Raw genomic sequence first — 23,415 nt, forward strand, 5'->3', positions numbered from 1 at the left:
ACTGGAGCTCGAACAGGTAGGCCGCCGGTCCGGCGGTTGTGCCGCGGAAGGTTGTCGCCGATGCAATTGTCGCTGCCCGGCCCCGTTCGCAAAGCCGGCGATATCGCGCTGGCCGTGAACGTGATGCGTAAACGCGGCCTGTTCGATCCGCTGCGGCTCGACCATGCCGTCAAGTCGATGGTCAATGCGGGCAGATACGGTCCGTTCGCGGCTGTCGTGATGCATGCCGTGCAGGACCGTCCCGACTCCCCCGCAATCGCCGACGAAAAAGGCGAGCTCACCTTCCGCGAGCTGGACGAACAGTCGAACGCCTTCGCGCGCGGACTCGTCGAACACGGCCTGCGCGCCGGTGATGTGGTGGCGATCCTGGCCCGCGACCACCGCGGCATGGTGCTGAGCATGCTGACCTGCGGCAAACTGGGTCTGCGTGCGGTACTGATGAACACCGGCTTCGCCACACCGCAGTTTGCCGATGTGGCCGAACGCGAGCGGGTCAAAGCCGTCCTGCACGACAGCGAATTCTTCGAGCTCCTGAGCGCGATCCCGGAGTCGATCCCGCGCATCCTGACCTGGGTCGACGAATCCGACCACGCCGATCCGGCGATCCCCACGGTCCAATCGGTATCCGCCGGACAATCCACCGCACCGCTCACCGCACCCGGTAAACCCGGCGGCACGGTTATCCTGACCAGCGGTACCACCGGAACCCCGAAAGGCGCCCCGCGCGACAAGGTCAGCCCCTTCATCTCCGCCCAGTTCATCGACCGGGTTCCGCTGCCCAGCAACGGCACCATGGTGATGGCGGCGCCGATCTTCCACGGCACCGGACTGTCTCAGTTCAGCCTCGGCCTGGGTCTCGGCAACCGGGTGATCTTCCAGCAGCGGCGTTTCGACCCCGAGCTCACCCTCGCCAATATCGAGCGCTACCGGGCGGATTCACTCGTCGTGGTACCGACCATGCTGCAGCGCCTCCTCGATCAGCCACGCGAAATCCTGGACCGCTACGACGTGTCCTCGCTGCGGGTCATCTTCGCGGCCGGTTCGGCGATCCCGCCGGATGTGGTGGTGCGCACCGGCGAATACTTCGGCGATGTGCTGTACAACCTGTACGGCTCCACCGAATGCGCGGTGATCACCGTGGCCACACCGGAGGAACTGCGGGCCGAGCCGACCACGGCGGGCCGGCCACCGGTCGGAGTGCGGATCGCGCTGTACGACGAGAATCGCAAACGGATCACCGAACCGGGCGTGACCGGCACGATCTTCATCGACAACCCACACGCGTTCAAGGCCTATACCGACGGCCGGACCAAGGAGCAGGTCGACGGGATGATGTCGTCCGGCGATGTCGGGCATCTGGACCGTAACGGTCTGCTGTTCATCGACGGCCGCGACGACGATATGATCGTCTCCGGCGGCGAGAACGTCTTCCCCCAGGAAGTCGAGCATCTCATCGCGAACCGCCCCGATGTCCTGGAGGCCGCGGTGGTCGGCGTGGACGATCGCGAGTTCGGCAAACGCCTACGGGCGGTCGTGGTCCCCGGCCCCGATTCGGCACGCGACCCGCAGGAGATCAAGGACTACGTCAAGGCCAATCTCGCCCGTTACAAGGTTCCTCGCGAAGTGATCTTCCTCGACGAACTCCCCCGCAACGCCACCGGCAAACTGCTCCGCAAACCTCTGACGGAGCTGGAATCGAACCAGTGACCCGCCGACCACACGGCTACGAGCCCGGGCGGTCGACACCAGCGCCGCCGCCGACCAGGACCTGGACCGTCGGCCCCACCGACGAACAGCAGCACCGGCTCCAGCCGGGAGTCCGGGCCTCGCCACCCACTGAACCGATGTGACAACGGCGGCACGCGGTTCAACGAGGCCCGGCAACGGTTCGGCCCGTCGAGACGACCGAACCCCACACGCGCCGGCGGGCCGAAAACACAGCTATCATCGCCCGGTGCAGATCAGGTTCGGTGCCACCCATCCGGTGGACCGTCGCGGTGCCGCCCGCGTCCGTGGTGCGGTGGCCGGACTGATCTCGGGCAGCGTGGCGGTAGCCGCTCACGGCTGGGCCGCCCCCACCACTGTCCCCGACAGTACGGCGATCATGCTGCTCGGTGCCACGGCCGCGGCGTTGGGCGCGCTGGTGTCCGGGTTACGCACCGGGGCAGCCGGGCTCACCACCGCACTGACGGCCGGCCAACTGCTGGGCCATTTCTGCCTCGGCTGGGGCAGCGGGCACCTGCACCACGGTGACCTGCAACTGACACCCGCGATGATCGCGGCACATGTACTGGCCGCGTGGGCCGCCGCGCTGCTCGTCCGGGGCGCCGAGGCCGCCTACCGGACCGGTACGGCAGCGCTTGCCCGGATCATCCCGCGCTTTCCGCGAGTCCCCGCGATCGCCGGGCCGGCTCCGCTGCGAACGACGCATCGCGACCGCCTGATTCCACGCATCCTCGTGACGGGTACCGGGGGTACCCGCGCCCCACCCGCAACCGTCCTGGTCTGATCACTCGTTCCGGCCTGCGGGCCGCGCCGTGCCTGCCGCACGGTTCGCCGTCGTCCGCGCCGGATGTCCTCATCCCGGTCGAGCCCGTAGCCGGCCGCCGGGGTCTGTGCGCACACCCGGCACGGCCCGGTGATGCGCCCGAACCAGCACAGGCAGGTAGCAACCTTGAGTACCACCGAGGTCGCCGCGGCGCGCGATAATGCCGCTCCCGCGACCGATACGAACAGGCCGGGCCGAGGCGCATTCCGCGCGCTCGCACTCCGGCTGCATTTCTACGCCGGCCTCTTCGTGGGGCCGTTCGTCCTGATAGCGGCGGTGACCGGAGCCCTCTACGCGATCTCCCCGACCATCGAATCCTTTACCGGCCGAGACGTGCTGTACGTGGGTTCCGAGGGTCCGCAACGGCCGCTGTCGGAGCAGGTAGCCGCGGGAGTCGCGATACGCCCGGATCTCACCCTGGTCGCGGTCGCCCCGGCACCGGAACCGGGCGAAACGACCCGGGTCCTGTTCAGCGATCCCGGTCTCGGGGAATCCGACCGCCGTGCGGTCTTCGTCGACCCCGTCACCGCGCAGCCGGTGGGCGAATCCGTGGTCTACGGCAGCTCGGGCGCGCTGCCGGTCCGGGCCTGGATATCGCAGGCACACCGCCACCTGCATCTGGGTGAACCGGGCCGGCTGTACTCCGAGCTGGCAGCCTCGTGGCTGTGGCTGATCGCCCTGGCCGGGCTGGTGCTGTGGGTACGGCGTGTGCGGGCGCGCCGCCGCCGCAACTCCACGGCCTGGCTGTTCGCCCCCGATCTGACATCGAATACGCGCGGACGGCGGCTCAACTGGCACGGGGCGGTCGGCATATGGATCCTGCCGATCCTGCTTCTGTTGTCGGCAACAGGACTCACCTGGTCGACCTATGCGGGCGCCAACATCGAGCAGTTGCGGGAGAACCTCAGCTGGACCACCCCCACGGTCGACACCGCGCTACCGAATACACCGTCTGCGGACCACTCCGGACACGCCGGCCATCACGGCGGGCCCACGATGACACATACCGTCCCCACCGAGCGGATCGAGCAACTGGACACCGTACTGGCCGCCGCCCGCACGGCCGGAGTAACCCGCGCTGCCGAGATCAGCATCCCCGGCGACGACGCCGGCGCCTTCGCCGTGAAGGAACTGCGCCGGTCGGGCACCCTCACGGTGGACGCGGTCGCGGTCGACGGTGCCACCGGAGCGATCACCGACCGGCTCCCCTATTCCGAGTGGACTCTCATGGCCAAACTGGCCAATTGGGGTATCCAGCTCCATATGGGCCTGATGTTCGGCCTGCTCAACCAGCTACTGCTGTTGGCGGCGATGATCGGCCTGATCACCGTGATCGTGCGCGGTTACCGCATGTGGTGGCAGCGCCGCCCCGCCACCGCCGGCACCTGGCGCGCCGCAGGTAAACCCCCACAGCGTGGTGCGCTTCGCCGCTCCCTGCGGCTCGCTGTCCCGGTGCTTGCCGTAGCGGCGCTGATCGGCTGGTTCGCGCCGGTTTTCGGCCTGAGCCTGCTGGGTTTCCTGGTGGTCGACATCATCGTCGGCCGGGTACGGAGACTGCGGGCGGCCGCCTGAGAAACCCGACGCGCACGCCGGGGCCGGCATAGTCCGGCTCCGGCGTGCCTCCACCCACCGACCCGGCGATACCGATACGGCTGGGTCACAGCACGCAGGTCGACCATATGCCATCCGACCGCAGATCACGGCTGCAGGCGACTTCCGCCCGGCTACCGGGCCGGCCTGGTGAACCCCGCGCCCGGACCGGCGGTTTCGAAGGCCCCGGCCGCTGCAACCCGATTCGGCGGGCCTTGTCGCACCGTTCCCGATCCGCTCGATTTCTTCACCTTCGGCGGGTTGTCCCACTCAGCTCCTCCCTGGGGTGCTACGCGTGGTCACCTGCGGGAGCCTGGGGTTCTTCACCCAGATGTGTTCGAGCACAAAACCGTCGCGGCCATGGCCGTCGAAGCCGGTGGCGCCCACAGTCTGCCCGGCGGACAGGTACGAATGTCGTGGCAGTGTCCGGCAATCCAGCGATGCCGACGTGCCGCCGACGACCACGACCACGGTGCCTTGTCCCCGAAATCGGCCGCCGTGCGCATACCGCCTGCGACGGCGTGTACACCGTCAGCACGTACTACCGGTCTACCGGCGCCAGACCTCCGTGAGGCCACCGTTCCGGATCGCCCGGCCGGCCGGGCGCCGCTGTCCGGAGTCACCCGAGTGGCCCGGCGCCCGGACCGGCGATGGCTTCGAAGGTTCGTGAACGGTTGTAGCCGATTTCGGCCAAGCGCTGCCGTACCACCTCGCCGATCCGCTCGGCGTCGGCGGTATCGACCAGGGCGATGATGCTGCCGCCGAATCCACCGCCCACCATGCGAGACCCGTGTGCCCCGGCCTGCTGCGCCGTGTCGACGGCCGCATCCAGCACCTCGGTGGAAACGGCGAAATCGTCGCGCAGCGAGGCATGGCCCTCGCTCAGCAGAGGGCCGATGGCCCGGGGGTCCACCCCTTCGCGGAGCAGTGCGGCGACGCGGCGCACCCGCTCGTTCTCACTCACCACATGGTGTGCGCGGCGGTACAGCACGGGGTCGGTGAGGCCGGTGAGCTGGTCGATACCGCCGATATCGCGCAGCGAGCCCACGCCGAGCGCCGCTGCCGCTTCGGCGCATTCGCCCCGGCGGGCGGCGTATCCGCCGCCGGCGTGCTCGTGGGCCTGACCGGTATCGATCACCAGCAGTCGCAGACCGGTCGCCGCCAGGTCGAACGGGAGCTGTTCGAGCCCCCCGGTTTCCGAGCTCTGGAAGGCACGCACGTCCAGGAACAGCGCATGCCCGGCGGTGCACAGGATCGAGGCAGCATGGTCGAGAATTCCGGTCGGTGCGCCCACGTAGTCGTTCTCGGCGGCGCGGGCGATATCGATCAGTTCCCGTTCGCCGGTCTCCGGCGCGCAGAGATCCCGTACGGCCACAGCGGTGGCACAGCACAAGGCTGCCGAGGAGGACAGTCCGGCGCCGGCCGGTACTTCGCCGTCGAATTCGAGGTCCAGTCCTTCGACCCGATGCCCGCGCCGCCCGAACTCGGCCAGCACCCCGAGGGGATACCGCGCCCATCCGGGTACCCGGTCACGGGCGGCGGCCAAGTCCGTGGCCGGTAGGCGCACCGGTTCACCCGGGCGCTGCCGGGATCGCACCTGTACCGGCCGGTCCGTGTGCTGGACGCCGCGGCAGGTGACCGTCAGCGGTATCGCGATCGGCAGGACGAACCCGTCGTTGTAATCGGTGTGCTCACCGATCAGGTTGACCCGGCCGGGCGCCGACCAGGCGCGGCGTGTGCCGGTCCTCTCCTCGCTTTCAGTCACCGGACCACCGTACGAGCTACGGCAGGCGGCCGGTCGGTACACCGCCGATACTCGGAACACCCGTTACGACGTTGTTGCGCCAAGACAGCGACAAATTCGGCACTGCATGTCATCATCGGACCAATAGTCCAGTTTTGGTGTCGGTCGCACAGCGCCCGGCTCGGACATCCCCTCGTACAGGAAGACTCGGTTTCGTCAGCCGCCGCTCGCTGGGTAGGTAGAGCACGACAGACAAGGATTTCCGACCTGAGACGCGGCTCGATTTCACCGGGAATGGAGCGACAACAAGGGGGGCTGATGATCATCAGCGATCCACAGCGTGCAGGACGGTACGGTTTCCACGGGTTACGTTGCTGGGCAGTAGTTTCTGCGATCGCGGCTGCCGCGGTCACGGTTCACCTGGTTGTCGACTCGCGCGTGCTGTCCTTGCTGGTGGCGGTATCGGCCGCGCTGGGCACAGTGACGGCGATCGTGATCGGGGTACGCCGGCATCACTCGGTTTCGGTCCTGCCCTGGTATCTGCTCGCGGCCGCGGCCGTCCCGTTCGCCGTCGGTACCGTTGTCCGGGAAATGTCCCCGGCGGCGTCCACCCCTCTCGACGAGATCTGCACGCTCACCGGATATATCGGAACCTCGCTGGCAGGGGTGCTGTGGCTGCGGCCGCGCCGGGCCCGCGCACATCCCGATGTGCTCCTGGACTCGGCATTGATCGGGCTCGGAGCCCTGCTGGCATCGTGGATCTTCCTCATCACCCCCGTCCTGGACTCCGGCCAGGCGGCCATGAATACGCTGACCACAGTAGTTTTCCCCGTATTCGATGCGCTGCTGCTCACCCTGCTCGCGCATTCCCTGGCCACCTCGAGCCGGTCGGAAACCTCGCTACGACTGTTGCATCTCGGCGTGGCGGGCGCCTTGCTCACCGATATCGGCTACCGCTTATCGGCGGCCGGCGCGCTGACGGTGAGTCCGGACGTGCTGCTGCTTCCGCTGCTGGGGACCTACGTGGCAGTGGGCGCGGCGGCGCTGCACCCGACGATGACAACGTTGAACGCACCGCGGCCGATCCGGCTGCACCATTCCCGGCAGCGGGCCAGCGTTATCGCGGTGGCCCTGGTGGTTTCCTCGCTCGTGCCGGTGGCCCGGGCCCCGCTCAGCCCGCTCGATCAGGTCATCGTGTCGGTGGTGCTGGCACTGTTGCTGATCGGGTTGCTGATCCGCAGCGAACGTGCCATCGGGCGCAGTGCTCGTAGCGAACGCCAGGCGAAGTATCAGGCCGATCACGATCCACTCACCGGACTGCTGAACCGTTCGGCGCTGCTGCGCGTTCTGCACCGCGAACATCGGGACTGGGCCGAGCGTTCGCTGTGCCTGCTGTTCGTCGATCTGGACGAGTTCAAGGCGATCAACGACAGTTACGGGCATACAGTCGGCGACGAATTGATCGCCGAGGCCGCGAACCGGATTCGCACCGCCGTACGCCGCGACGATGTGGTGGCCCGGTACGGCGGCGACGAATTCGTCGTACTGGCGCCGCTGGATCGCGACGAAGCGACCAAAATGGCCGAACGCCTGCTGGGCACCTTCATGAAGCCGTTCCGGCTCAGTATCGGCGAGGTGCCGCTCACCGCCAGTATCGGGTTGGCCTGCGGCGGTCCGCGCACCATCGACGCCACGGTCTACGACCTCATCCGCGATGCGGATGCGGCCATGTATCTGGCGAAGCGCCGAGGTTTCGGCTACATGTTCCACGACGCCATGCGGCATACGCCGGCCGAGCCGATCCAGCACAGCTGGCAGCGGGAGACGGCGGTCTGACAACCGGATCCGGAACCGTCGGGGGAACCGCGTCGCAGGCCCGAAGTCCGTGCGCGAGCAAGCTCAGTCAGTCAGTTCCTCGAGCAGTTTGCGGGCCTGCTCCAGTTCGGCCTGCAGTTGCTGGACTTTGGCTTCCTGTGCACCACGCACCGTTTCGAGCAGGCCTTCGACCACCTCGGCTACCTCGGGGGTCAGCAGTTTCGCCGCCTGGGCGACAGCCGGGCCGGGGACGGGCACGGCGCGCGCGGTGCGTTTTTTACCGCTGGTCACATCGACGGTCCACTCACCGTCCGCGGTGCCGTTGATGGTGACCACGACCTCCGGCGTCTTGGCCTTACGCGCGGCGGGCGCTTTGGCCGCCTTGGCCGGAGCCGGGGTGCGCGAGGCGGCAGCCGGTTTCGCTTCGGCCGCGGATTTGTTCGCGGTGGCGGAGGCGGATTCGGTGGCCCGCTTCTCGGAGGAGGTCTGGGACGCAGCGGTGGGCACGGGCGCTTCCTTCGGCTCGGGGGCGGTTTTCGGCTCGGGCGTGGTCTTCGGTTCTGCGGCGGCTTTCGACGCCGCAGGCGCCGGCCGGTCACGCGGTGGTTTGGTGAGTGTCACCTCGGTGGGCCCGAAGGACAGTACATCCTTCGACCCGGTGGGGCGGACCTGCAGGAAATCACCGTCGGCCGGGTCGCCGAGCGAGACGACCTTGCCCGAACGCCCTTCGGTGACCCCCACCGCCGCGGCGGTGAACCACACCATCGGCGGGCGGCCCGCTTCGATCTCCGTGGAGATCTGTTCGAGGTCGTTGTCGGACAGAGGTTTCGGTTTCGCGCTCGATGGTGTTCGCGAGGGCATGGGCACTCCGGCAATCTCACTGTTTCGTCGAATAGCTGCGTGCACAGATGATGCCGCACCGCACCGACACGTTCACACGCAGGCATGGCAAGACCTTCCGACCCCGATAGAACGTGTTCTACTATGGCCGCGATCCGGACACCGAAGGAGGCATCGTGCCGATCGACCCGACCGCCACCGAGCTACGGGACGCCGTACTGGCCTCGCCGCGCGCCGTGGCCGTACACGACCGGGCCGCCTGGGTGGGCCTGTTCACCCGCGACGCGGTGGTCAACGATCCCGTCGGTTCCGCTCCGCACCGGGGGCACGAGGCGATTACCCGCTTCTACGACACCTTCATCGCCCCCAACGACATCGTTTTCGACGTGGCCCACGATTTCACTGGTCCCGCGACCGTCGTACGCGATCTCACCATCACGATCACCATGTCGACCGGCGCCCGGGTCCGGGTTCCGATGCATCTGCGCTACGAGATCGCCGCGGAGGACGGCGACCTGCGCATCTCCCATCTTGCAGCCTATTGGGAACTACTGCCGATGATCGGACAGCTCATGGGAACCGGGATCGCAGGCCTGCGGGCGGGCACCCGCCTCGGCGGCCTGCTGCTACGCAATCAGGGCGTGCCCGGGCTCATGGGTATGGCCCGGGCCTGTACCGGTATCGGCCGGACCGGCAAGGAGATCGTGCACCGGCTGTGCGCAGCCGCGGCCGCGGGAGATGCGGCGACGGTCACCGAAACGACGGGTGGTCGCGAGACGGTGCTGCTGTGGTCGGGTGAGTCCATACCCCCTGCGGAACTGGTCGCCCGAGCCCGTGGCCTGCGCTGCGGGAAAACCCTTGCGGCAGGTCGCTCGGTGACCGTCAGCGGGGAAACTCCGGACGGCCCGGTCCTCTTGATCTTCGACTTCCATCCGGCCGCCCCACGCCTGGAAACCCTGCGCGTCCACACGCACCCGATCGCCTGACGCAGGGCAGCACGTCCACCGGATCGCCCGGATGCTCCGACGATCACGGTCACCGATTCTCGTCGTCCGGCAGCGATGCGACGACCGACCCGAAGCAGGCTCTCATCACCCGCCCAGCTCAGGGCACAGTTCTGTTGCGACTACCCCCTCGGCTATTTACTGAGACTCCAAGTCCCGGTAAATTTCGGTAGAGAGATGTACGCCATAACGCACGAGGAGGCACCGATGACGCCGTCGACTCTGCCCCGGGCCCCGAAGCTGGATGCCCGGTACCGCGAGATGCTGGAAACGCTGTCGGAAGGCTCGGTGCGCCGCCGCTTCGACCCTTATCTCGATATCGATTGGGACGCGCCCGAACTGGCCCTCGATCGCGACGATCCACGCTGGATCCTTTCCCCCGACTACGATCCGCTCGGCGCCACCGACTGGTATCGGCAGCAGCCGGTCGAGAAGCAGATCGAGATGGGGCGCTGGCGTATCGCCAACGCCATCAAGGTGGGCGCGGCCTTCGAAACCGTGCTGATCCGCGGCATGATGCAGTACATCGCGAAACTGCCCAACGGGTCACCGGAGTTCCGGTACTGCCTGCACGAGATGACCGAAGAATGCAATCACATCCAGATGTTCCAGGAGCTGGTGAACCGGATCGGCGACGATGTCCCCGGCATGCGGCCGATCTTCCGGGCCCTGTCCCCGTTCATCGGAGTGGCGGGCGGTTACGCCCATGTCATTCTCTTCCTCGGCATCCTGGGCGGTGAGGAACCGATCGACCACTACCAGAAGGCGATGATCCGCAACGGCGCGATTCTGCCGCCGCTGGTGGTGCGGACGATGGAGATCCATATCGCCGAGGAAGCTCGCCATATTTCGTTCGCGGGTGAATTCCTGCGCGCGCATATCGAGAAACTCAGCCCGGTCTCGACCGCACTGTGCGGAATCTCCTTCCCGCTGGCGCTGCGCTGGCTGGCCGGCGAGATCATGGCGCCACCGCCCGAGTTCGCCCGCCGATTCGATATACCGCGCCCGGTGATCAAAGAGGCCTTCTGGCGCAGCCCCCACTCCCGCGGGATCCTGTCCGGCTACTTCGGCGATATGCGCACCCTCGCCGACGAGCTGGGGCTGATGAACCCGGTCACCACCCGGCTGTGGCGGGCACTGGGCATCGACGGCGACCGTTCGCGCTACCGCAGCGAACCGGAACGCCGGATCCGGCCCGCGGTCGCCTGATCCGACACCTCGGCCCCGGACCGGCACTCTGCCGGTCCGGGCCGGATACTCAAGAGGTCACGCTGAGCCCGGCGATCACCTCGGCCAGTTCCCGGTCCGGGTCCACCACCACACCGACCGCGCGAGCAGCGCCGTCGAGGACGAACCACGCGTAGTCGGCCAGATCGGCCACCACTTCGACGCGGGTCCGTGCGGGTCGCGGATCGGCGACCCATGCGGCAAGTACCCCTTCGACCATCGTCACCACGGCGAACGGCACCGGCCCCAAGGCCGCCGAGTCGACGCCCACGATCGTGCCGATCGCCTCGATGAGTTCACTCGAACGCGCCGAGATACGTGTTTTCAAGCTGCTGATCGCATCCACGTTGTCCGGTCCGCCCGCCGGCGGCCCGGAACGCGCGAACGCCGTGAGGTTGGGATGGTCACCCATCCAGTCGGCCACCGCCCGCACGGTCCGGGTGATGATCTCGCGCACCGAACCGGTGGACACGTCCAGTTGCGCGTCCAGAACAGCACCCAGGTCGTCGATCAGATACGACCGGATCCGCCGGTCCAGATCTTCGCGCCCGCTGAACTGCCGGTACACGACCGATTTGGCGACCCCGGCCCGCCTGGCGATCTGGAGCACCGGGATGTCCGCGCCGGCCGGCTTCTCCTCGAGCAGTTCCACCGCGGCCTGCAGAATCGAGCGCTGCCGTTCGGTGTTGTGCTGCTGCCAGCGCGCCTCGTACCCACTGACTGCCCCCGGGATCCGCGACCGCGCTGAAGCCACCGACATGCCTGGGAGTGTACCCAGCGCCGGTGGGCGCGGGCGGACGCGTACAGGCCGGTTCTTCACGGCGATTTCACCTGCACCCGCATCCTGCACCCGCAAATGAAAGAACATTTACACATACATTAATGCGATATTTCCCACCCGGCCGACGTAATGCTCCCGCCATATTTCTACGAACCGGTCGTTTTGTCGATCATGATCATGTCCATCACCTGCGGATATCCCGTAACCCCTTCCCGCACAGACTTATCCACATTACCGGCCGATCGAGAACCTCGGCCACACTTCGAATCCCGAAAATCGGCGCGGTACAAATTGGAGCGCGGCCCCATCGAAAAAGGCTAGAATTGCGGCACATTGGTACCGGGCGGGTCCGGCGATCTGCTGTCACAACGTTGCTCGGTCGCGGGAGTTTCCGGCGAACCGGTTTCGGGGGCGGCGAAATCGAAGCTGCGTACCCACACGTGGCGACCCGCCGGCGCACCACGCGTACAGGAGGCAAGGATGCCCGACAACACCGGCCCCGAGGAGAACGACGTGGAAACGAGCACCGATCACACCCCCGTGATCTGGCCCGAGCCCAGCAGGCTGGAGGCCTGGTGGCGTGACATCATGGCCGACCCGGGCGCGCCGGGCCCGGCCGGCGAACCCGAACCCTTCCCGCCTTCACTCACTCACAATGCCTGATCCGCCGGGTGGGCGGACGACGGCACAGGGTTGCGTCCGCCCACGGCTTCACGCCGCGGCATCGTGACCCCCAGGCCCGGTCGGCGGGGCGCTGTCGGCCGCGCCGGAGCCACCGGCGCCCGGGGCACGCCGGCTATTCGTTCATCCGAGGGGTGAGCCGCACCAGGGGGATCTCACGGGTGGTCCGTTTCTGGTAGTCGCCGTACACCGGGTAGTCGGCGACGATCCGGGCCCACAGCGGCGCCCGCTCCTCCGAAGGCAGAACGCGAGCGGTCATCGGCTTACGAGGCCCGTTGCGGAACGCCACCTCGACCGCGGGATTGTCCCGGAGATTGTGATACCACGCGGGATTTGTCGGGTCACCGGCACGGGACGCGACGATGACGTAGTCGGTGCCGTCCACGATCGGCGCGGTCAGCATGACGGAACGAGGACGACCGGATTTACGGCCGAGGGTGGTCAACTCGAGAGCCGGCATCCCGAAGTACTCGGTCCCCATCCGGCCGAAGCTGACGCGCAGCAGTGCGCGGTGCGCCGTATTTACGGCTCTGAGCGTGAAATTCGACGGCATGGCAGGTCAATCCTCCGGTTGGCGACAGCACGTACCAGCAAACCAGTTCGGGTCTCGATCCGGCAACGCCTGCGGCGGGTAGTACGCACCCACACAGCGCGCCCGGAGGACCTTGTCCACCGCCCGTTTCCGCCGAGGCCTCGAACGTGTTGCGCCCGCGCGATGTTCGCCACCCGCTCTCCGCTCCCCTGTTGCCGCTACGTGACCTACCCGGAACCGACACGATGAATTACACGAATGCAATTCACGCGAACGGTTTATCGTGTGTCCTGAAAACGCTTTATTTCGAGGAGTTCTCGAACCATCAATTCGAAATCTGCGCACCCCCATGACCTCAGATGGACCTTCCCGCCCATTCGATTAGCTGACCATTTGCCATATCGCATCACTGCGAAGCGTCACCATCGAACCGAACTACCGGACAACAGCAAAGACAGCCACGCCCACCGAAGCAGCCGGGAACACGGCCGGCCCCACACCCGGCACGCGCCGCCGCTCACCGCAATCCGGCCGTCGCCGGACGGCCCTCTGCCGCACCGACCGAGAATCGCCCTACACAACCGGCGTGGCAGCACCGGGTAAGACCAGGACATCCGGGCGATACGCCCTGAACACAAGAGAAGGCCCCGGAGAGAAATTCTCTCCGGGGCCTTCTGGTAGTAGCGGGGACAGGATTTGAACCTGCGACCTCTGGGTTATGAGCCCAGCGAGCTACCGAGCTGCTCCACCCCGCGTTGGGTGAACACAACATTACACACGACTTCTCGGATATGACAAATCGCCAGGTCAACCACATTTTCGGGCCTGGTCCGCGAACCGATCGACACCCCGAAACACATATGAGCACGAAAGGTATCGGTCGCACCGTTGCCGTTCCGTGCCAATCGGCCACAACGAGCGTTAGCGGATCGATTGCCAAGGATCTCGAACGCAACATGCGTGACACGGATTACGGTTTTGAAGTGATCCCCGTCACATTTCCGTGTTATCACACGACCGACCGGGTAGCGGAAATTCGGATTATGACCAGCAGTTTTCCATATATTCCCGGATCTCGCCAATACACATATTGGTAGTTATCGATACGTGATCTGCGGAGATTTCTTCGTTACGGTCGTTCTCAGGCCCCGACCAGACCGGGACGGGCCGGCCGAACCGGAGAACACCGGCAACCCTGTCCCACGGTTCGGAACAAACCCCGACACAACACCTGGGGACAGGGGCACGCAGCTTCCAACGCGCTGCCGGTGGGCACAGGGAGGGATTCGCATATGACCAAGACCCGAAAGTTCAGCACCCGCGCCCTCGGTATGACCGCTATCGCCGGGGCACTCGTTGCCGTACCGTTCGGTCTTTCCACCGCCACCGCTTCGGCCTACTCGGGCAACTGGGACGCTGTCGCCCAGTGCGAGAGCGGCGGCGACTGGTCCATCAACACCGGTAACGGCTACTACGGCGGCCTGCAGTTCTCCCAGAGCACCTGGGAGGCCAACGGTGGCAGCGGCTCGGCGCACAACGCCAGCCGTGAGGAGCAGATCCGCGTCGCCGAGAACGTGCTCGCCACTCAGGGCCCCGGCGCCTGGCCGGTGTGCGGTTCGTACCTGTGACACCGCACGGCGCCTGATCGAGCGCCGGTCACCGCGTGAACGAAGAGGCGCTGCCATCCCGAAGGATGGCAGCGCCTCTTGCGTTATCTGCGGGCCCGCGGATCGGCTCGGTTGTTATCTACCGGCGTCCTGATATGCCTTGACCGCGGCGTCCAGCTCGTCCAACGCCCGGCCGAAGTCCGCGAAGTTCCCGGTACGCATCGCGGTGCGTACCGCTTCGATCTTGCGGTTCAGCTCGGCCGCAGCGGCACTCTGGGCCGCCGAGCCCGAGGCCGCCGGTGGCGGCGCGGCCCCCTCGGTGGTACCCGCCCCCTGGTCCTCGGGTTGCGGCTCCGTTTCCGTCGTAGGCGGCGCGTCGCCGGGGTCCGGCCGGATGGCCGGATCGCCACCCGACGGCGTCGCCAGCGCACCGGCACCCGGCAGCACCTGGTCGAGCGCGTCGGCGAGCGTCGATCCGTAACCGACCTTCACACTGCCTGCCTGGTCGCGATAGCTGACCAGTACGCGCAGGAGCTGCGGGAAGGTCGCCGTGTTCTGGCCGGTATTGCGCTCGTTGTAGAACGGCTCGACGTACAGGATCCCGCCATCGGCGACCGGCAACGTGAGCAGATTGCCATATCTGATCTTGTTCGAGTTGGACAGCAGGGTCTTCTCCTGCGAGACCTGCGGAGCTGTCGTCATCGTGTTCTGCGTCTGCTGCGGACCCTGTGTCTGGGTATCGGTCGGCAACTGCAGGATTCTGAACTTGCCGTAGCCCTCCGGATCGGAGCGCACAGAGATATAGGACGACAGGAACTGCCGGTTGTAGCCGACCATCGCACTGGTCAGGTTGAACGTCGGCTTACCGGTCTCCGGATCGCCCAGCAGCACGTAGTAGGGCGGCTGGCTCGCCGATACACCCTCCACCGTCGGATCGGCAGGCACCGACCAGAACGCATTGTTGGTGAAGAACTCGCGCGGATCGTCCACGTGGTACTTGGTGAGCATCTCGCGCTGGACCTTGAACAGGTCCTCCGGATAGCGGAAATGCGCCCGCAGCTCGGGGCTGACCTCGCTCTCCGGATTCACCGCGTCGGGGAACACCCCGCGCCAGGCCTGCAGGACCGGGTCGGAGGGGTCGGTCTCGTACAGCTCGACGGTGCCGTCGTAGGCGTCGACGGTCGCCTTCACCGAATTGCGGATGTAGCTGACCTCCTTACGGGGCAGCAACCGGCCGGTGCGCTGGTCGATACTGTCCTCGAGTGCGCCCTCCAACGAGGTGGTCTGCGCGTAGGGGTAGCTGTCCAGTGTGGTGTAGGCGTCCACGATCCACTTGATCCGGCCGTCCACGACCGCGGGATAGGCGTTGCCGTCCGGGGTGAGCCACGGCGCGACCTTCTGTACCCGTTCCCGGGGTGAACGGTTGTAGAGGATCTTGGAATCGCTGCTGATCGCCGAGGAGAACAGAATATTGCGTTCGGCGTACTTGGCGGCGAAGGCCAGCCGGTTGAACCAGTTGCCGATCGGCACACCGCCCGCACCGTCATAGGTGAAGCGCGCCTGATCGGAGTCGTACTCGCGGGGAGCCTGCCCCTCTTCCGCGCCGACTATGGCGTAGTCGGGATCGGACTGCGAGATGAGCTCGCCGTAGTAGATGCGAGGCTGATCGACCGGGATCTGCTGCTGATCCTTCGGGGTGAACAGATCACTCACCATGAAGATCGGATAACCGGAGTCGCTGCTGTTGCTGGCGGTGTTGACGTCCTCGGACTGCGGACGGTTCACCCGGTTCGCGGGCGCCGCGACGAAACCGTTGCCGTGGGTATAGACGGTGTGCTTGTTGATCCAGTCGGTCTGGTTCCCGCTCAAGCTGGCCGGTGACAGTTCACGGGCGGCCACAATGTAGTCCTGGACCTGACCGTTGAGCTCGTACCGGTCGATATCCAGTGCTTCGGGAAATCCGTAGAAGTTCTTGAGCTGGCGCAGCTGGGTGAACGTCGGCGACAGGATGTTCGGGTCGAGCAGCCGGGCGTTGGCGATGGTGGCATGGTCGACCGGCACATCCGCCGGGTTCTTACTGCTCTCCCCCTTGTAGGGCACATATTCGATCTTGTCGTCGGTGATGCCGTACGCGTCCCGGGTGGCGGCGATATTGCGTTCGATGTACTCGCTTTCCTTCTCCGCCGCGTTCGGGCGCACCGAAAACTGCTCGACCATCAGCGGCCACACCGCACCGACCAGTACCGACGAGAGCACCAGCAGTGCCGCCGCCATCGCCGGCACCCGTAGATCACGCAGCACGATCCCGGCGAAGAACGCGATCGCGCAGATGACCGCGATCGACAACAGGATCAGCTTGGCCGGCAACACCGCGTTGATATCGGTGAACGAACCGCCGTTGAAAGTGGGTTCCTTACGGCTGCTCATCAACAGCTCATACCGGTCGAACCAGTACGCGACGGCCTTGAGCAACACGAAGGTTCCGGCCAGCGCCGCGAGCTGGACCCGCGCCGGCGTGGTGAGCACGCCCTCACGACCGGTCAGACGCAGACCACCGAAAATGTAGTGCGTCACCAGATTCGCGAAGAAGGCGATCACCAGGGCAACGAACAGCCAGTTCAGCACCATGCGGTAGAACGGCAGATCGAAGGCGTAGAAACCGACGTCCAAACCGAACTGTGGATCGGTTTGGCCGAACGATCCGCCGTGCAGGAACAATTGGACGGTGACCCAGTTCGACTGCGCCACCAGCCCCGAGAGAACACCGAGCAGTGCCGGGATACCGAGACCGAACAGCTTCAGCCTGCTCAGCACGGTGGTGCGGTAGCGCGCGATCGGATCACCGGGCCCGGAGGCCGGTACGAAAACCGGACGGGATCGGTAGGCCAGCAGCAACGCCAGCCAGACGATCGCGCCGACGACGACCGCGACCGCCAGGAAGATCGCGACCCTGGTCAATAGAACGGTCAGATAAACGCCACGGAAATCGACCTCCCCGAACCACAACCAGTTCGTGTAGGTGTCGACGAGCCGTGGCCCTACCAACAGCAGTGCGGCCAGCACCACCGCGGCCACCAGCAGCAGACGGCTGCGCCGGGACAGCGAGGGTAAACCGGCTTGGGGGCGCATGCCCACGATGCCACTCTCCAGGGTCCGGCGGCGGGCGAACCGGTAGCCCACCGGCCGCTGCACCGCAGTCCGAATTGTTGCGGTCGGGTCCGTACGGACCTTCGACGCCCACTTTACGGAAAACGGACATCTGCGCGAGCGCAGGGTTCGGCCGGTGTCGCCGCGCAGGATGCGAGGATGGTCCGGTGAGCGACGACCTGCATGCCGAAATAGTCCTTGCCCGTTCCGTCCACGAGGTCGCCGAATTCGTGGACGCCGAGGGCTGGGGCGCCGCACCACAGATGTTCGCGTTGGTGCGGACAGCGGATCTGGTGGTCGCCGAGCCCACCCTCATCGATCAGATCGACACCGCGAACGAGCTGACTCCGGTGGCGCAGGACCCGCTGCCCGACGAGGTGACCGCCGGAACGATGCCACTGGACGAATTCCTGGCCACCACGAGTTGGCCGCCCGCGGTCGCCGGGTGTGTCCTGGTACAGGAAATCGTCGTCCTCCCACCGGACGCCGAGGAGGATCTCGACGACGCGCTCACTCCGCTACTGGCCGATGCCGACGCCGCCGATGCGGCCGGCCGGGCCGCCGCCCACGCGCATCCGGGACGCCGCGACGCTCGCCTGTTCGCCGCCGCGCTGCGGACCGGAAACAGCCTGTGCCTGCTGCAATTACGCCCCGAGGACGAATCCGAGGACGACGGCGACCTGGATCTGCGGACCTATCCGGACCTCGCGCCGAATCTGGTCGAGGCACTGCGCCATACGCTGGAGGACTCCGGCGACTGACCGTCGCGAGGCCCCGGGATCAGCCGCAGCTCGGGGCCTGCTCGCCTGCCGAGAGATCTTCCAGCGCCTGTACCGCACCCGCCAGCGTTTCCACCCGGACCAGCCGCAGCCCGTCCGGCACCCGCTGAATCGCCTCGCTGCAGTTGTCCGACGGCACCAGGAAGGTTTCGGCGCCCGCTTCACTGGCAGCCATCATCTTGTACTGGATTCCACCGATCGGACCGACATTGCCGTCCCCGTCGATGGTGCCGGTGCCGGCGATGAACGCACCGCCGTCCAGATCACCCGGGCTCAACTTCTCGACCAGCGCCAAGCTGAACATCAGTCCGGCGGACGGCCCGCCGATATCGGGCAGGTAGAAATCGACCTGCATCGGCGGCGCCGCAGCCTCGGTCGGTGTGAGGCCCAGGTACCCCTTGGTTTCGTCGTCGGGGCGCGCACCGAGGGTGACGTTCACCGTCTGCTCGGCGCCGTCGCGGCGGATGACCAGCGACAGCACCGTGCCCGGAGCGCTGTTCGACACCGCGGTGACGACATCCTGCGGGGTGGATATGGGGGTGCCGTTCACGCTGACGATCTGGTCACCCGGACGCAACACGTCCCGGGACGGGCCCTCCTCGGCCACCTCGTGCACCAGCACCGCGGTGGGCAGGTTCAACTGGCGCATCGCCGCGACCTCGGCATTGCTCTCCGAGTTCGTGAACTCCTGTTCATTGGATTTGTCCACTTCCTCGCGAGACAACCCCGGCGGGTACACCTCTGCCCGCGGCACGATGCCGTGCCGGCCACTGACCCAGAACCCGAGCGCCTCGAACAGGGTCAGGCCGTCACGCATGGCGATCGTGGTCATGTTCAGCTGACCGGAGGTCCGGTCCACCTCGGCGCCGGTCACCCCCACAACCTCGCGGCCCTGGAATTTCCCCAGCGTGTCATGGGTGGGACCGGGTCCGAGGGCGACGAACGGCACGGTGTAGACGCTGCCGATCACACCGAGCAACAGGACGGGGACCAGGGCGACGAGGAGCGTGATGATCCGACGATTCACCCGGTCAACACTAGCGATCCGAACCCGCCCTGCCCTCGCAGGCACGCGCGAGCCGACCGCTCCCGCCTCCCTGTCTCAGGTGAGCGGCACCCGGTCGGTCACGCCTGCCGGGCCAGTGCCTGTTTCACATCGGCCAGCGACGGGTTCGTAGCCGTGGAGCCGTCGGCGAACTTCACGGTCGGAACCACATGGTTACCGTTGTTCACGCTGCCCACGAACTCCGCCGAGTCGGGATCCTGCTCTATGTCGACCTCCACATAGGTGATCCCGGCCTCTTTCAGCTGCGTCTTCAGCCGGCGGCAGTAGCCGCACCAGGTGGTGGAGTACATGGTCAGATCGGGTGTCGAATCACTCACGCAGAGAGCAACGCCGCCACCGGTGGCGGTGTTCCAGCTCGGAGCCGGTGATTTCCCGCACCGGGTCGCAAGAGCCCGGCTGCCTCGAATCATCACAGCGTCGAAGCGCCCGGCGAGCACATCGCCGGGGCCGGGTACTGCCCGACAGCGGTCCGAGAATCACGCTGTCGGCTTCGGCGGATGAGGAGGGCGCCCCCTGGCTGGGCGCTCACCCGCCGAACGAACTCGACGGGCTACACGCCGGCCGGCCGGTACTCGTCCCGAGATCACCGACCGACAAAGGTCCGGCCGATACTGCCTGATACGAGAACAGCCGGCTCCACGCAACGTGCGTCGTAGCGTTACGTTGCGTGGAGCCGAGCGGTTGCACGGCGCCGACCGCGGCTCACGTTGCCGGGCCGAGCCGGTCGGGGCGAGCCGGACCGAGGGGGCTGCGGGCGGCGCTGAGGCAGGCGGCGTGCGCTGTCCGCGGGTGCTCACGCCCCTCGGCTCCCTCTCGTCCGTCCCCTGCTCGTGACGCTGACACCGTGGGTACTGCTCGCACCCGCGGGCGAGCCGGATCGGGGTGAGCCCGGGCGTGCGGGTCGGGGACCGCCGAGCCGCCTGTGCACAATGGACGCGTGGCCGCAGTCGATCTTTCCGCACTGGATCCGGAGCAGGCCGCCGCTGTCCGTGCACCGCGGGGGCCGGTCTGTGTACTCGCCGGAGCCGGGACGGGTAAGACGCGCACGATCATCTATCGCATCGCGCACCTCGTGGCGGCCGGACAGATCCGCGCCGACCAAGTGCTGGCGGTCACCTTCACCGCGCGCGCCGCGGGCGAACTCCGTGGCCGGTTGCGCGGCCTGGGTCTGGGCGCGGCGGCGAATACGGTCCAGGCTCGGACGTTCCACGCGGCAGCACTCCGGCAGCTGCGGTACTTCTGGCCGCAGGTCGTGGGTGAGGTCCCGTGGCGCCTGCTGGACCGCAAGTTCCCGGTGGTCGCCCAGGCCGCGAACCGGGTGGGAGTCGCGTCGGGCACCGACAGCGTGAGGGATCTGCTGAGCGAAATCGAATGGGCGAAATCCGCGCTGGTCGCACCCGAGGACTACGCGGCTGCGGCCGCCGCCCGGCAGCGCGATATCCCCTTCCCGGCGGCACGTATCGGCGAGGTCTACGCGGCCTACGAAACGCTGAAGACCACCCCGGACGGCATGCTGCTCGATTTCGACGATCTGCTGCTGCACACCGCCGCCGCGCTCGAGGACTATCCGGCGGTCGCCGACGTGTTCCGGGAACGCTACCGCTGCTTCGTCGTCGACGAATACCAGGACGTCACTCCGCTCCAACAACGCGTTCTGGATGCCTGGCTGGGCGACCGGGACGACCTCACCGTGGTCGGTGACGCCAACCAGACCATCTATTCCTTCACCGGCGCCAGCCCCGCGTATCTCCTGGACTTCTCGCGCCGCTATCCGGACGCGACGGTGGTCCGGCTGGAGCGTGACTACCGCTCCACACCGCAGGTAGTCGATCTGGCCAACCGGGTGATCGGGATGGCGAAGGGCCGGATAGCCGGAACCCGGCTGCAGTTGATCGGCCAGCGCGACGACGGGCCGGAGCCCGCATTCGCCGAATACGCCGACCTGCGCGAAGAAGCTGTCGCGGTAGCACACCGGATCACCGATCTACTGGCCGGCGGTACCCCGGCCGCGGAGATCGCCGTGCTGTACCGGATCAACGCCCAGTCCGAGGCCTACGAACAGGCGCTGACCGAACAGGGCATCGCCTACCAGGTTCGCGGCGGCGAGGGTTTCTTCCAGCGTCCCGAGGTCCGCCAAGCGGTCGAGGAACTACGCAAAACCGCGGCCCGCGACGATCTGCCCGCCGCATCGCGCACCGGTGAGAAACTTGTCACCCTGGTCCGGGCGGCGCTGGCCCCGATCGGGCTCACCGCCGCGCCGCCGGCCGGGGCGCAGGCCCGGCAACGCTGGGAGTCGCTGGTCGCGCTGGTGCGCCTCACCGAGGAACTCACCGAACAGCAGCCCGAACTCGATCCGGCCGGTCTGTTACGCGAACTCGCCGCGCGCGCCGAGGCACGCCACCCGCCGACGGTGCAGGGGGTGACCTTGGCCTCGCTGCACGCGGCCAAGGGGCTGGAATGGGACGCGGTATTCCTGGTGGGGCTGACCGACGGCACACTGCCGATCAGCTATGTCCTCAACGGCGACGGCTCGGTCGCCGACCCGGCTGCGCTCGAGGAAGAACGCCGGCTGCTCTACGTCGGGGTCACCCGGGCGCGGAGCCATCTACGCTTGTCCTGGGCGTTGTCGCGGGGTGACGGGGATCGCCGCAACCGTCGGCGCTCCCGGTTCCTCACCGGCCTGATCCCGGAGGAATCGCCGGCGTCCCGCATCGCCGCGCCCGCGCGGCCGGGCGCGGAAGCCGCCCGGCCGGTCTGCCGGGTCTGTGGGCGCGCACTGCTCGATTCGGAGACCGTGCTGCTGCGCCGCTGCAAAGGGTGTGCGGGTCAACCGGATCTGGAACTACTGGGGGCACTACAGGATTGGCGCCGGGAGAAGGCGGCGGAACTCGCGATCGACCCGCGCGGGATTCTCGGGGTGAATACGCTCACCGCGATTGCCGAACAGCTTCCCGACGACGAGGCGGGGCTGGCGGCGCTCGGGGTCGGTGCGGCGAAGCTGCGCCGGTACGGCGCGGAGGTTCTGGCGATCATCCGGTCCCGGCGGCGTTCCCTTTCGCAGCCGTAGCGCAGTCGTGCGCAAAACCGCAGGTAGAAAATAGGTTGTCGAGCCCGGCGCGATTGCCTTAAGGTGGGAATCGCGCTCGGGAGGGTACATCCACGCGCATCATTGGAATTTTCGGATCACGAGTACGGGAGGGAGGCAGACAGATGAACGGCATCACGAATTGCGGAATCACCACCGCGATCCCGAATACGCGGTTGTCGGCTGCTTCCCGGGGGGTCCTCGCTCTGCAGGGGACCGGCCTGTCCTGCATCGATCGTTACGGTGCGCAGCCGCGTATGCGCTATTCACATGAGCCGAACTTCGTCGAACAGCAGGACCAGTCCGTCGCGATCTGGCACCCGGCAGCTGCATTCGCAGCCGCCGGCTCGCTCGCTATCGATCCCGCCGCAGCACCCGCGGTGGCCGATAAGGGAGCGGAAAGCCTCCGCAAAGGACACCACGCGACCGTGAACAGGCGGCCCCACCGCCGACCAGGTCCGGGGTAACACCCCGAACCTCCTGGCCACGGGTCGCATATGCGAAACCGTGGCCATTTTTCTGGCCTTCAGCCCACAAGGCAGCGGTTTCGCAGCAGAAACACCGAACCGCTGCACAACAAGCTGAAGGAGAACGACGTGGTCACCACCACCCAGAGTTGGCCGCAGGCCGCTACTGATGTGGCGTGTCGCACCGTGGCAACCGATCCCGAAACTCAGCCGCTGACCACCCTGCCCTGCCGGGCGGGTGATCCGGATCTGTGGTTCGCAGAGAGCCCGGGCCAGTTGGAGCAGGCCAAGGCGCTGTGCGCGTCCTGCCCGATCCGTAAGGGCTGCCTGAGCGCCGCGATCGATCGGCGGGAGCCGTGGGGCGTCTGGGGCGGGGAGATCTTCGATCAGGGGGTCGTCATCGCCCGCAAACGCCCACGGGGCCGGCCGCGTAAGGTCGCCGGCTGTGTCTGACCGCGACGGCGGACACCCGCCCGCGGATTCGAGCCGACACCGGAAACGA

General features: G+C 67.0%; 17 protein-coding genes, 1 tRNA gene and 1 pseudogene. 11 read left to right on the forward strand and 8 right to left on the reverse strand.

The window, feature by feature from the left end; all coding sequences use genetic code 11:
• The first annotated feature begins 60 nt into the window (after window positions 1–60).
• The 3 genes from NFL01S_RS07440 to NFL01S_RS07450 all read left to right on the forward strand — a co-directional run bounded on the left by NFL01S_RS07440 (window position 61) and on the right by NFL01S_RS07450 (window position 4,120).
• Window positions 61–1,707, forward strand: coding sequence for an acyl-CoA synthetase (locus NFL01S_RS07440; RefSeq protein WP_062972866.1), 1,647 nt, complete (start codon window positions 61–63; stop codon window positions 1,705–1,707).
• 247 nt (window positions 1,708–1,954) lie between these two features.
• Entirely contained in the window at window positions 1,955–2,509 is a 555-nt protein-coding gene (locus NFL01S_RS07445; RefSeq protein ID WP_210744431.1) for a hypothetical protein, read from the forward strand.
• 165 nt (window positions 2,510–2,674) lie between these two features.
• Window positions 2,675–4,120, forward strand: a complete 1,446-nt coding sequence (locus NFL01S_RS07450) for a PepSY-associated TM helix domain-containing protein (RefSeq protein WP_062972868.1) — start codon at window positions 2,675–2,677, stop codon at window positions 4,118–4,120.
• Between the two features lie 637 nt (window positions 4,121–4,757).
• On the opposite strand, the gene galK is transcribed toward NFL01S_RS07450, so the two are convergent.
• On the reverse strand, window positions 4,758–5,903 hold the full coding sequence (galK, locus tag NFL01S_RS07455; protein WP_062972870.1) for a galactokinase: 1,146 nt from the start codon (window positions 5,901–5,903) through the stop codon (window positions 4,758–4,760).
• A gap of 297 nt (window positions 5,904–6,200) precedes the next feature.
• Between galK and NFL01S_RS07460 the strand changes: the two genes are divergently transcribed.
• Window positions 6,201–7,718, forward strand: coding sequence for a GGDEF domain-containing protein (locus tag NFL01S_RS07460; protein WP_062972872.1), 1,518 nt, complete (start codon window positions 6,201–6,203; stop codon window positions 7,716–7,718).
• A gap of 63 nt (window positions 7,719–7,781) precedes the next feature.
• On the opposite strand, the gene NFL01S_RS07465 is transcribed toward NFL01S_RS07460, so the two are convergent.
• Window positions 7,782–8,558 (reverse strand): DUF6319 family protein, encoded by a 777-nt coding sequence (locus NFL01S_RS07465; protein ID WP_062972874.1) that lies wholly within the window; start codon window positions 8,556–8,558, stop codon window positions 7,782–7,784.
• Between the two features lie 155 nt (window positions 8,559–8,713).
• Here NFL01S_RS07465 and NFL01S_RS07470 point away from each other — a divergent pair, with 155 nt between their 5' ends.
• Together NFL01S_RS07470 and NFL01S_RS07475 are read left to right on the forward strand one after the other, a co-directional pair.
• Window positions 8,714–9,523 (forward strand): nuclear transport factor 2 family protein, encoded by an 810-nt coding sequence (locus NFL01S_RS07470; RefSeq protein WP_062972991.1) that lies wholly within the window; start codon window positions 8,714–8,716, stop codon window positions 9,521–9,523.
• A gap of 225 nt (window positions 9,524–9,748) precedes the next feature.
• A complete protein-coding gene (locus NFL01S_RS07475) occupies window positions 9,749–10,750 on the forward strand; it encodes an AurF N-oxygenase family protein (RefSeq protein WP_062972993.1) in 1,002 nt (333 codons plus the stop codon).
• Between the two features lie 49 nt (window positions 10,751–10,799).
• On the opposite strand, the gene NFL01S_RS07480 is transcribed toward NFL01S_RS07475, so the two are convergent.
• A complete protein-coding gene (locus tag NFL01S_RS07480; RefSeq protein ID WP_062972995.1) occupies window positions 10,800–11,528 on the reverse strand; it encodes a TetR/AcrR family transcriptional regulator in 729 nt (242 codons plus the stop codon).
• A gap of 501 nt (window positions 11,529–12,029) precedes the next feature.
• Between NFL01S_RS07480 and NFL01S_RS35275 the strand changes: the two genes are divergently transcribed.
• A complete protein-coding gene (locus NFL01S_RS35275; protein WP_157116341.1) occupies window positions 12,030–12,212 on the forward strand; it encodes a hypothetical protein in 183 nt (60 codons plus the stop codon).
• A 133-nt stretch (window positions 12,213–12,345) separates the two neighbouring features.
• Here NFL01S_RS35275 and NFL01S_RS07490 read toward each other — a convergent pair whose 3' ends face one another.
• Both NFL01S_RS07490 and NFL01S_RS07495 read right to left on the reverse strand, forming a co-directional pair.
• The gene (locus NFL01S_RS07490; RefSeq protein ID WP_062972876.1) at window positions 12,346–12,783 is read right to left on the reverse strand and encodes a nitroreductase/quinone reductase family protein; all 438 of its coding nucleotides are present in this window, start codon (window positions 12,781–12,783) and stop codon (window positions 12,346–12,348) included.
• 660 nt (window positions 12,784–13,443) lie between these two features.
• Window positions 13,444–13,517, reverse strand: a tRNA-Met gene (locus NFL01S_RS07495).
• 537 nt (window positions 13,518–14,054) lie between these two features.
• On the opposite strand from NFL01S_RS07495, the pseudogene NFL01S_RS07500 reads away from it, so the two are divergent.
• A pseudogene (locus NFL01S_RS07500) lies at window positions 14,055–14,387 on the forward strand (transglycosylase family protein); the annotation flags it as partial.
• A 117-nt stretch (window positions 14,388–14,504) separates the two neighbouring features.
• On the opposite strand, the gene NFL01S_RS07505 reads toward NFL01S_RS07500, so the two are convergent.
• A complete protein-coding gene (locus NFL01S_RS07505; RefSeq protein ID WP_062972996.1) occupies window positions 14,505–17,504 on the reverse strand; it encodes a UPF0182 family protein in 3,000 nt (999 codons plus the stop codon).
• A 179-nt stretch (window positions 17,505–17,683) separates the two neighbouring features.
• On the opposite strand from NFL01S_RS07505, the gene NFL01S_RS07510 reads away from it, so the two are divergent.
• Window positions 17,684–18,277 carry a PPA1309 family protein gene (locus NFL01S_RS07510; RefSeq protein ID WP_062972879.1) on the forward strand — a complete coding sequence of 198 codons (594 nt, stop codon included), beginning with the start codon at window positions 17,684–17,686 and terminating at the stop codon, window positions 18,275–18,277.
• A 19-nt stretch (window positions 18,278–18,296) separates the two neighbouring features.
• On the opposite strand, the gene NFL01S_RS07515 is transcribed toward NFL01S_RS07510, so the two are convergent.
• Together NFL01S_RS07515 and NFL01S_RS07520 are read right to left on the reverse strand one after the other, a co-directional pair.
• Window positions 18,297–19,322, reverse strand: coding sequence for a YlbL family protein (locus NFL01S_RS07515; protein ID WP_084492493.1), 1,026 nt, complete (start codon window positions 19,320–19,322; stop codon window positions 18,297–18,299).
• A gap of 98 nt (window positions 19,323–19,420) precedes the next feature.
• Complete coding sequence (locus tag NFL01S_RS07520; RefSeq protein ID WP_062973000.1) at window positions 19,421–19,651, reverse strand: mycoredoxin; 231 nt, start codon at window positions 19,649–19,651, stop codon at window positions 19,421–19,423.
• A gap of 647 nt (window positions 19,652–20,298) precedes the next feature.
• Between NFL01S_RS07520 and NFL01S_RS07525 the strand changes: the two genes are divergently transcribed.
• On the forward strand, window positions 20,299–22,428 hold the full coding sequence (locus tag NFL01S_RS07525) for an ATP-dependent DNA helicase UvrD2 (protein WP_157116342.1): 2,130 nt from the start codon (window positions 20,299–20,301) through the stop codon (window positions 22,426–22,428).
• A 656-nt stretch (window positions 22,429–23,084) separates the two neighbouring features.
• Entirely contained in the window at window positions 23,085–23,366 is a 282-nt protein-coding gene (locus NFL01S_RS07535; RefSeq protein WP_062973001.1) for a WhiB family transcriptional regulator, read from the forward strand.
• The last annotated feature ends 49 nt before the right edge of the window (window positions 23,367–23,415 follow it).

It is taken from the genome of Nocardia flavorosea NBRC 108225 (genome assembly GCF_001613385.1).
Lineage (GTDB): Bacteria > Actinomycetota > Actinomycetes > Mycobacteriales > Mycobacteriaceae > Nocardia > Nocardia flavorosea.

Excerpts from the sequence above, each read along its gene's own strand:
- NFL01S_RS07460 (WP_062972872.1), top strand. The coding sequence starts at position 6,201 with ATGATCATCAGCGATCCACAGCGTGCAGGACGGTACGGTTTCCACGGG.
- NFL01S_RS07475 (WP_062972993.1), top strand. The coding sequence starts at position 9,749 with ATGACGCCGTCGACTCTGCCCCGGGCCCCGAAGCTGGATGCCCGGTAC.
- NFL01S_RS07520 (WP_062973000.1), bottom strand. The coding sequence starts at position 19,651 with ATGTACTCCACCACCTGGTGCGGCTACTGCCGCCGGCTGAAGACGCAG.
- NFL01S_RS07480 (WP_062972995.1), bottom strand. The coding sequence starts at position 11,528 with ATGTCGGTGGCTTCAGCGCGGTCGCGGATCCCGGGGGCAGTCAGTGGG.
- NFL01S_RS07490 (WP_062972876.1), bottom strand. The coding sequence starts at position 12,783 with ATGCCGTCGAATTTCACGCTCAGAGCCGTAAATACGGCGCACCGCGCA.
- NFL01S_RS07440 (WP_062972866.1), top strand. The coding sequence starts at position 61 with ATGCAATTGTCGCTGCCCGGCCCCGTTCGCAAAGCCGGCGATATCGCG.
- NFL01S_RS35275 (WP_157116341.1), top strand. The coding sequence starts at position 12,030 with ATGCCCGACAACACCGGCCCCGAGGAGAACGACGTGGAAACGAGCACC.
- NFL01S_RS07465 (WP_062972874.1), bottom strand. The coding sequence starts at position 8,558 with ATGCCCTCGCGAACACCATCGAGCGCGAAACCGAAACCTCTGTCCGAC.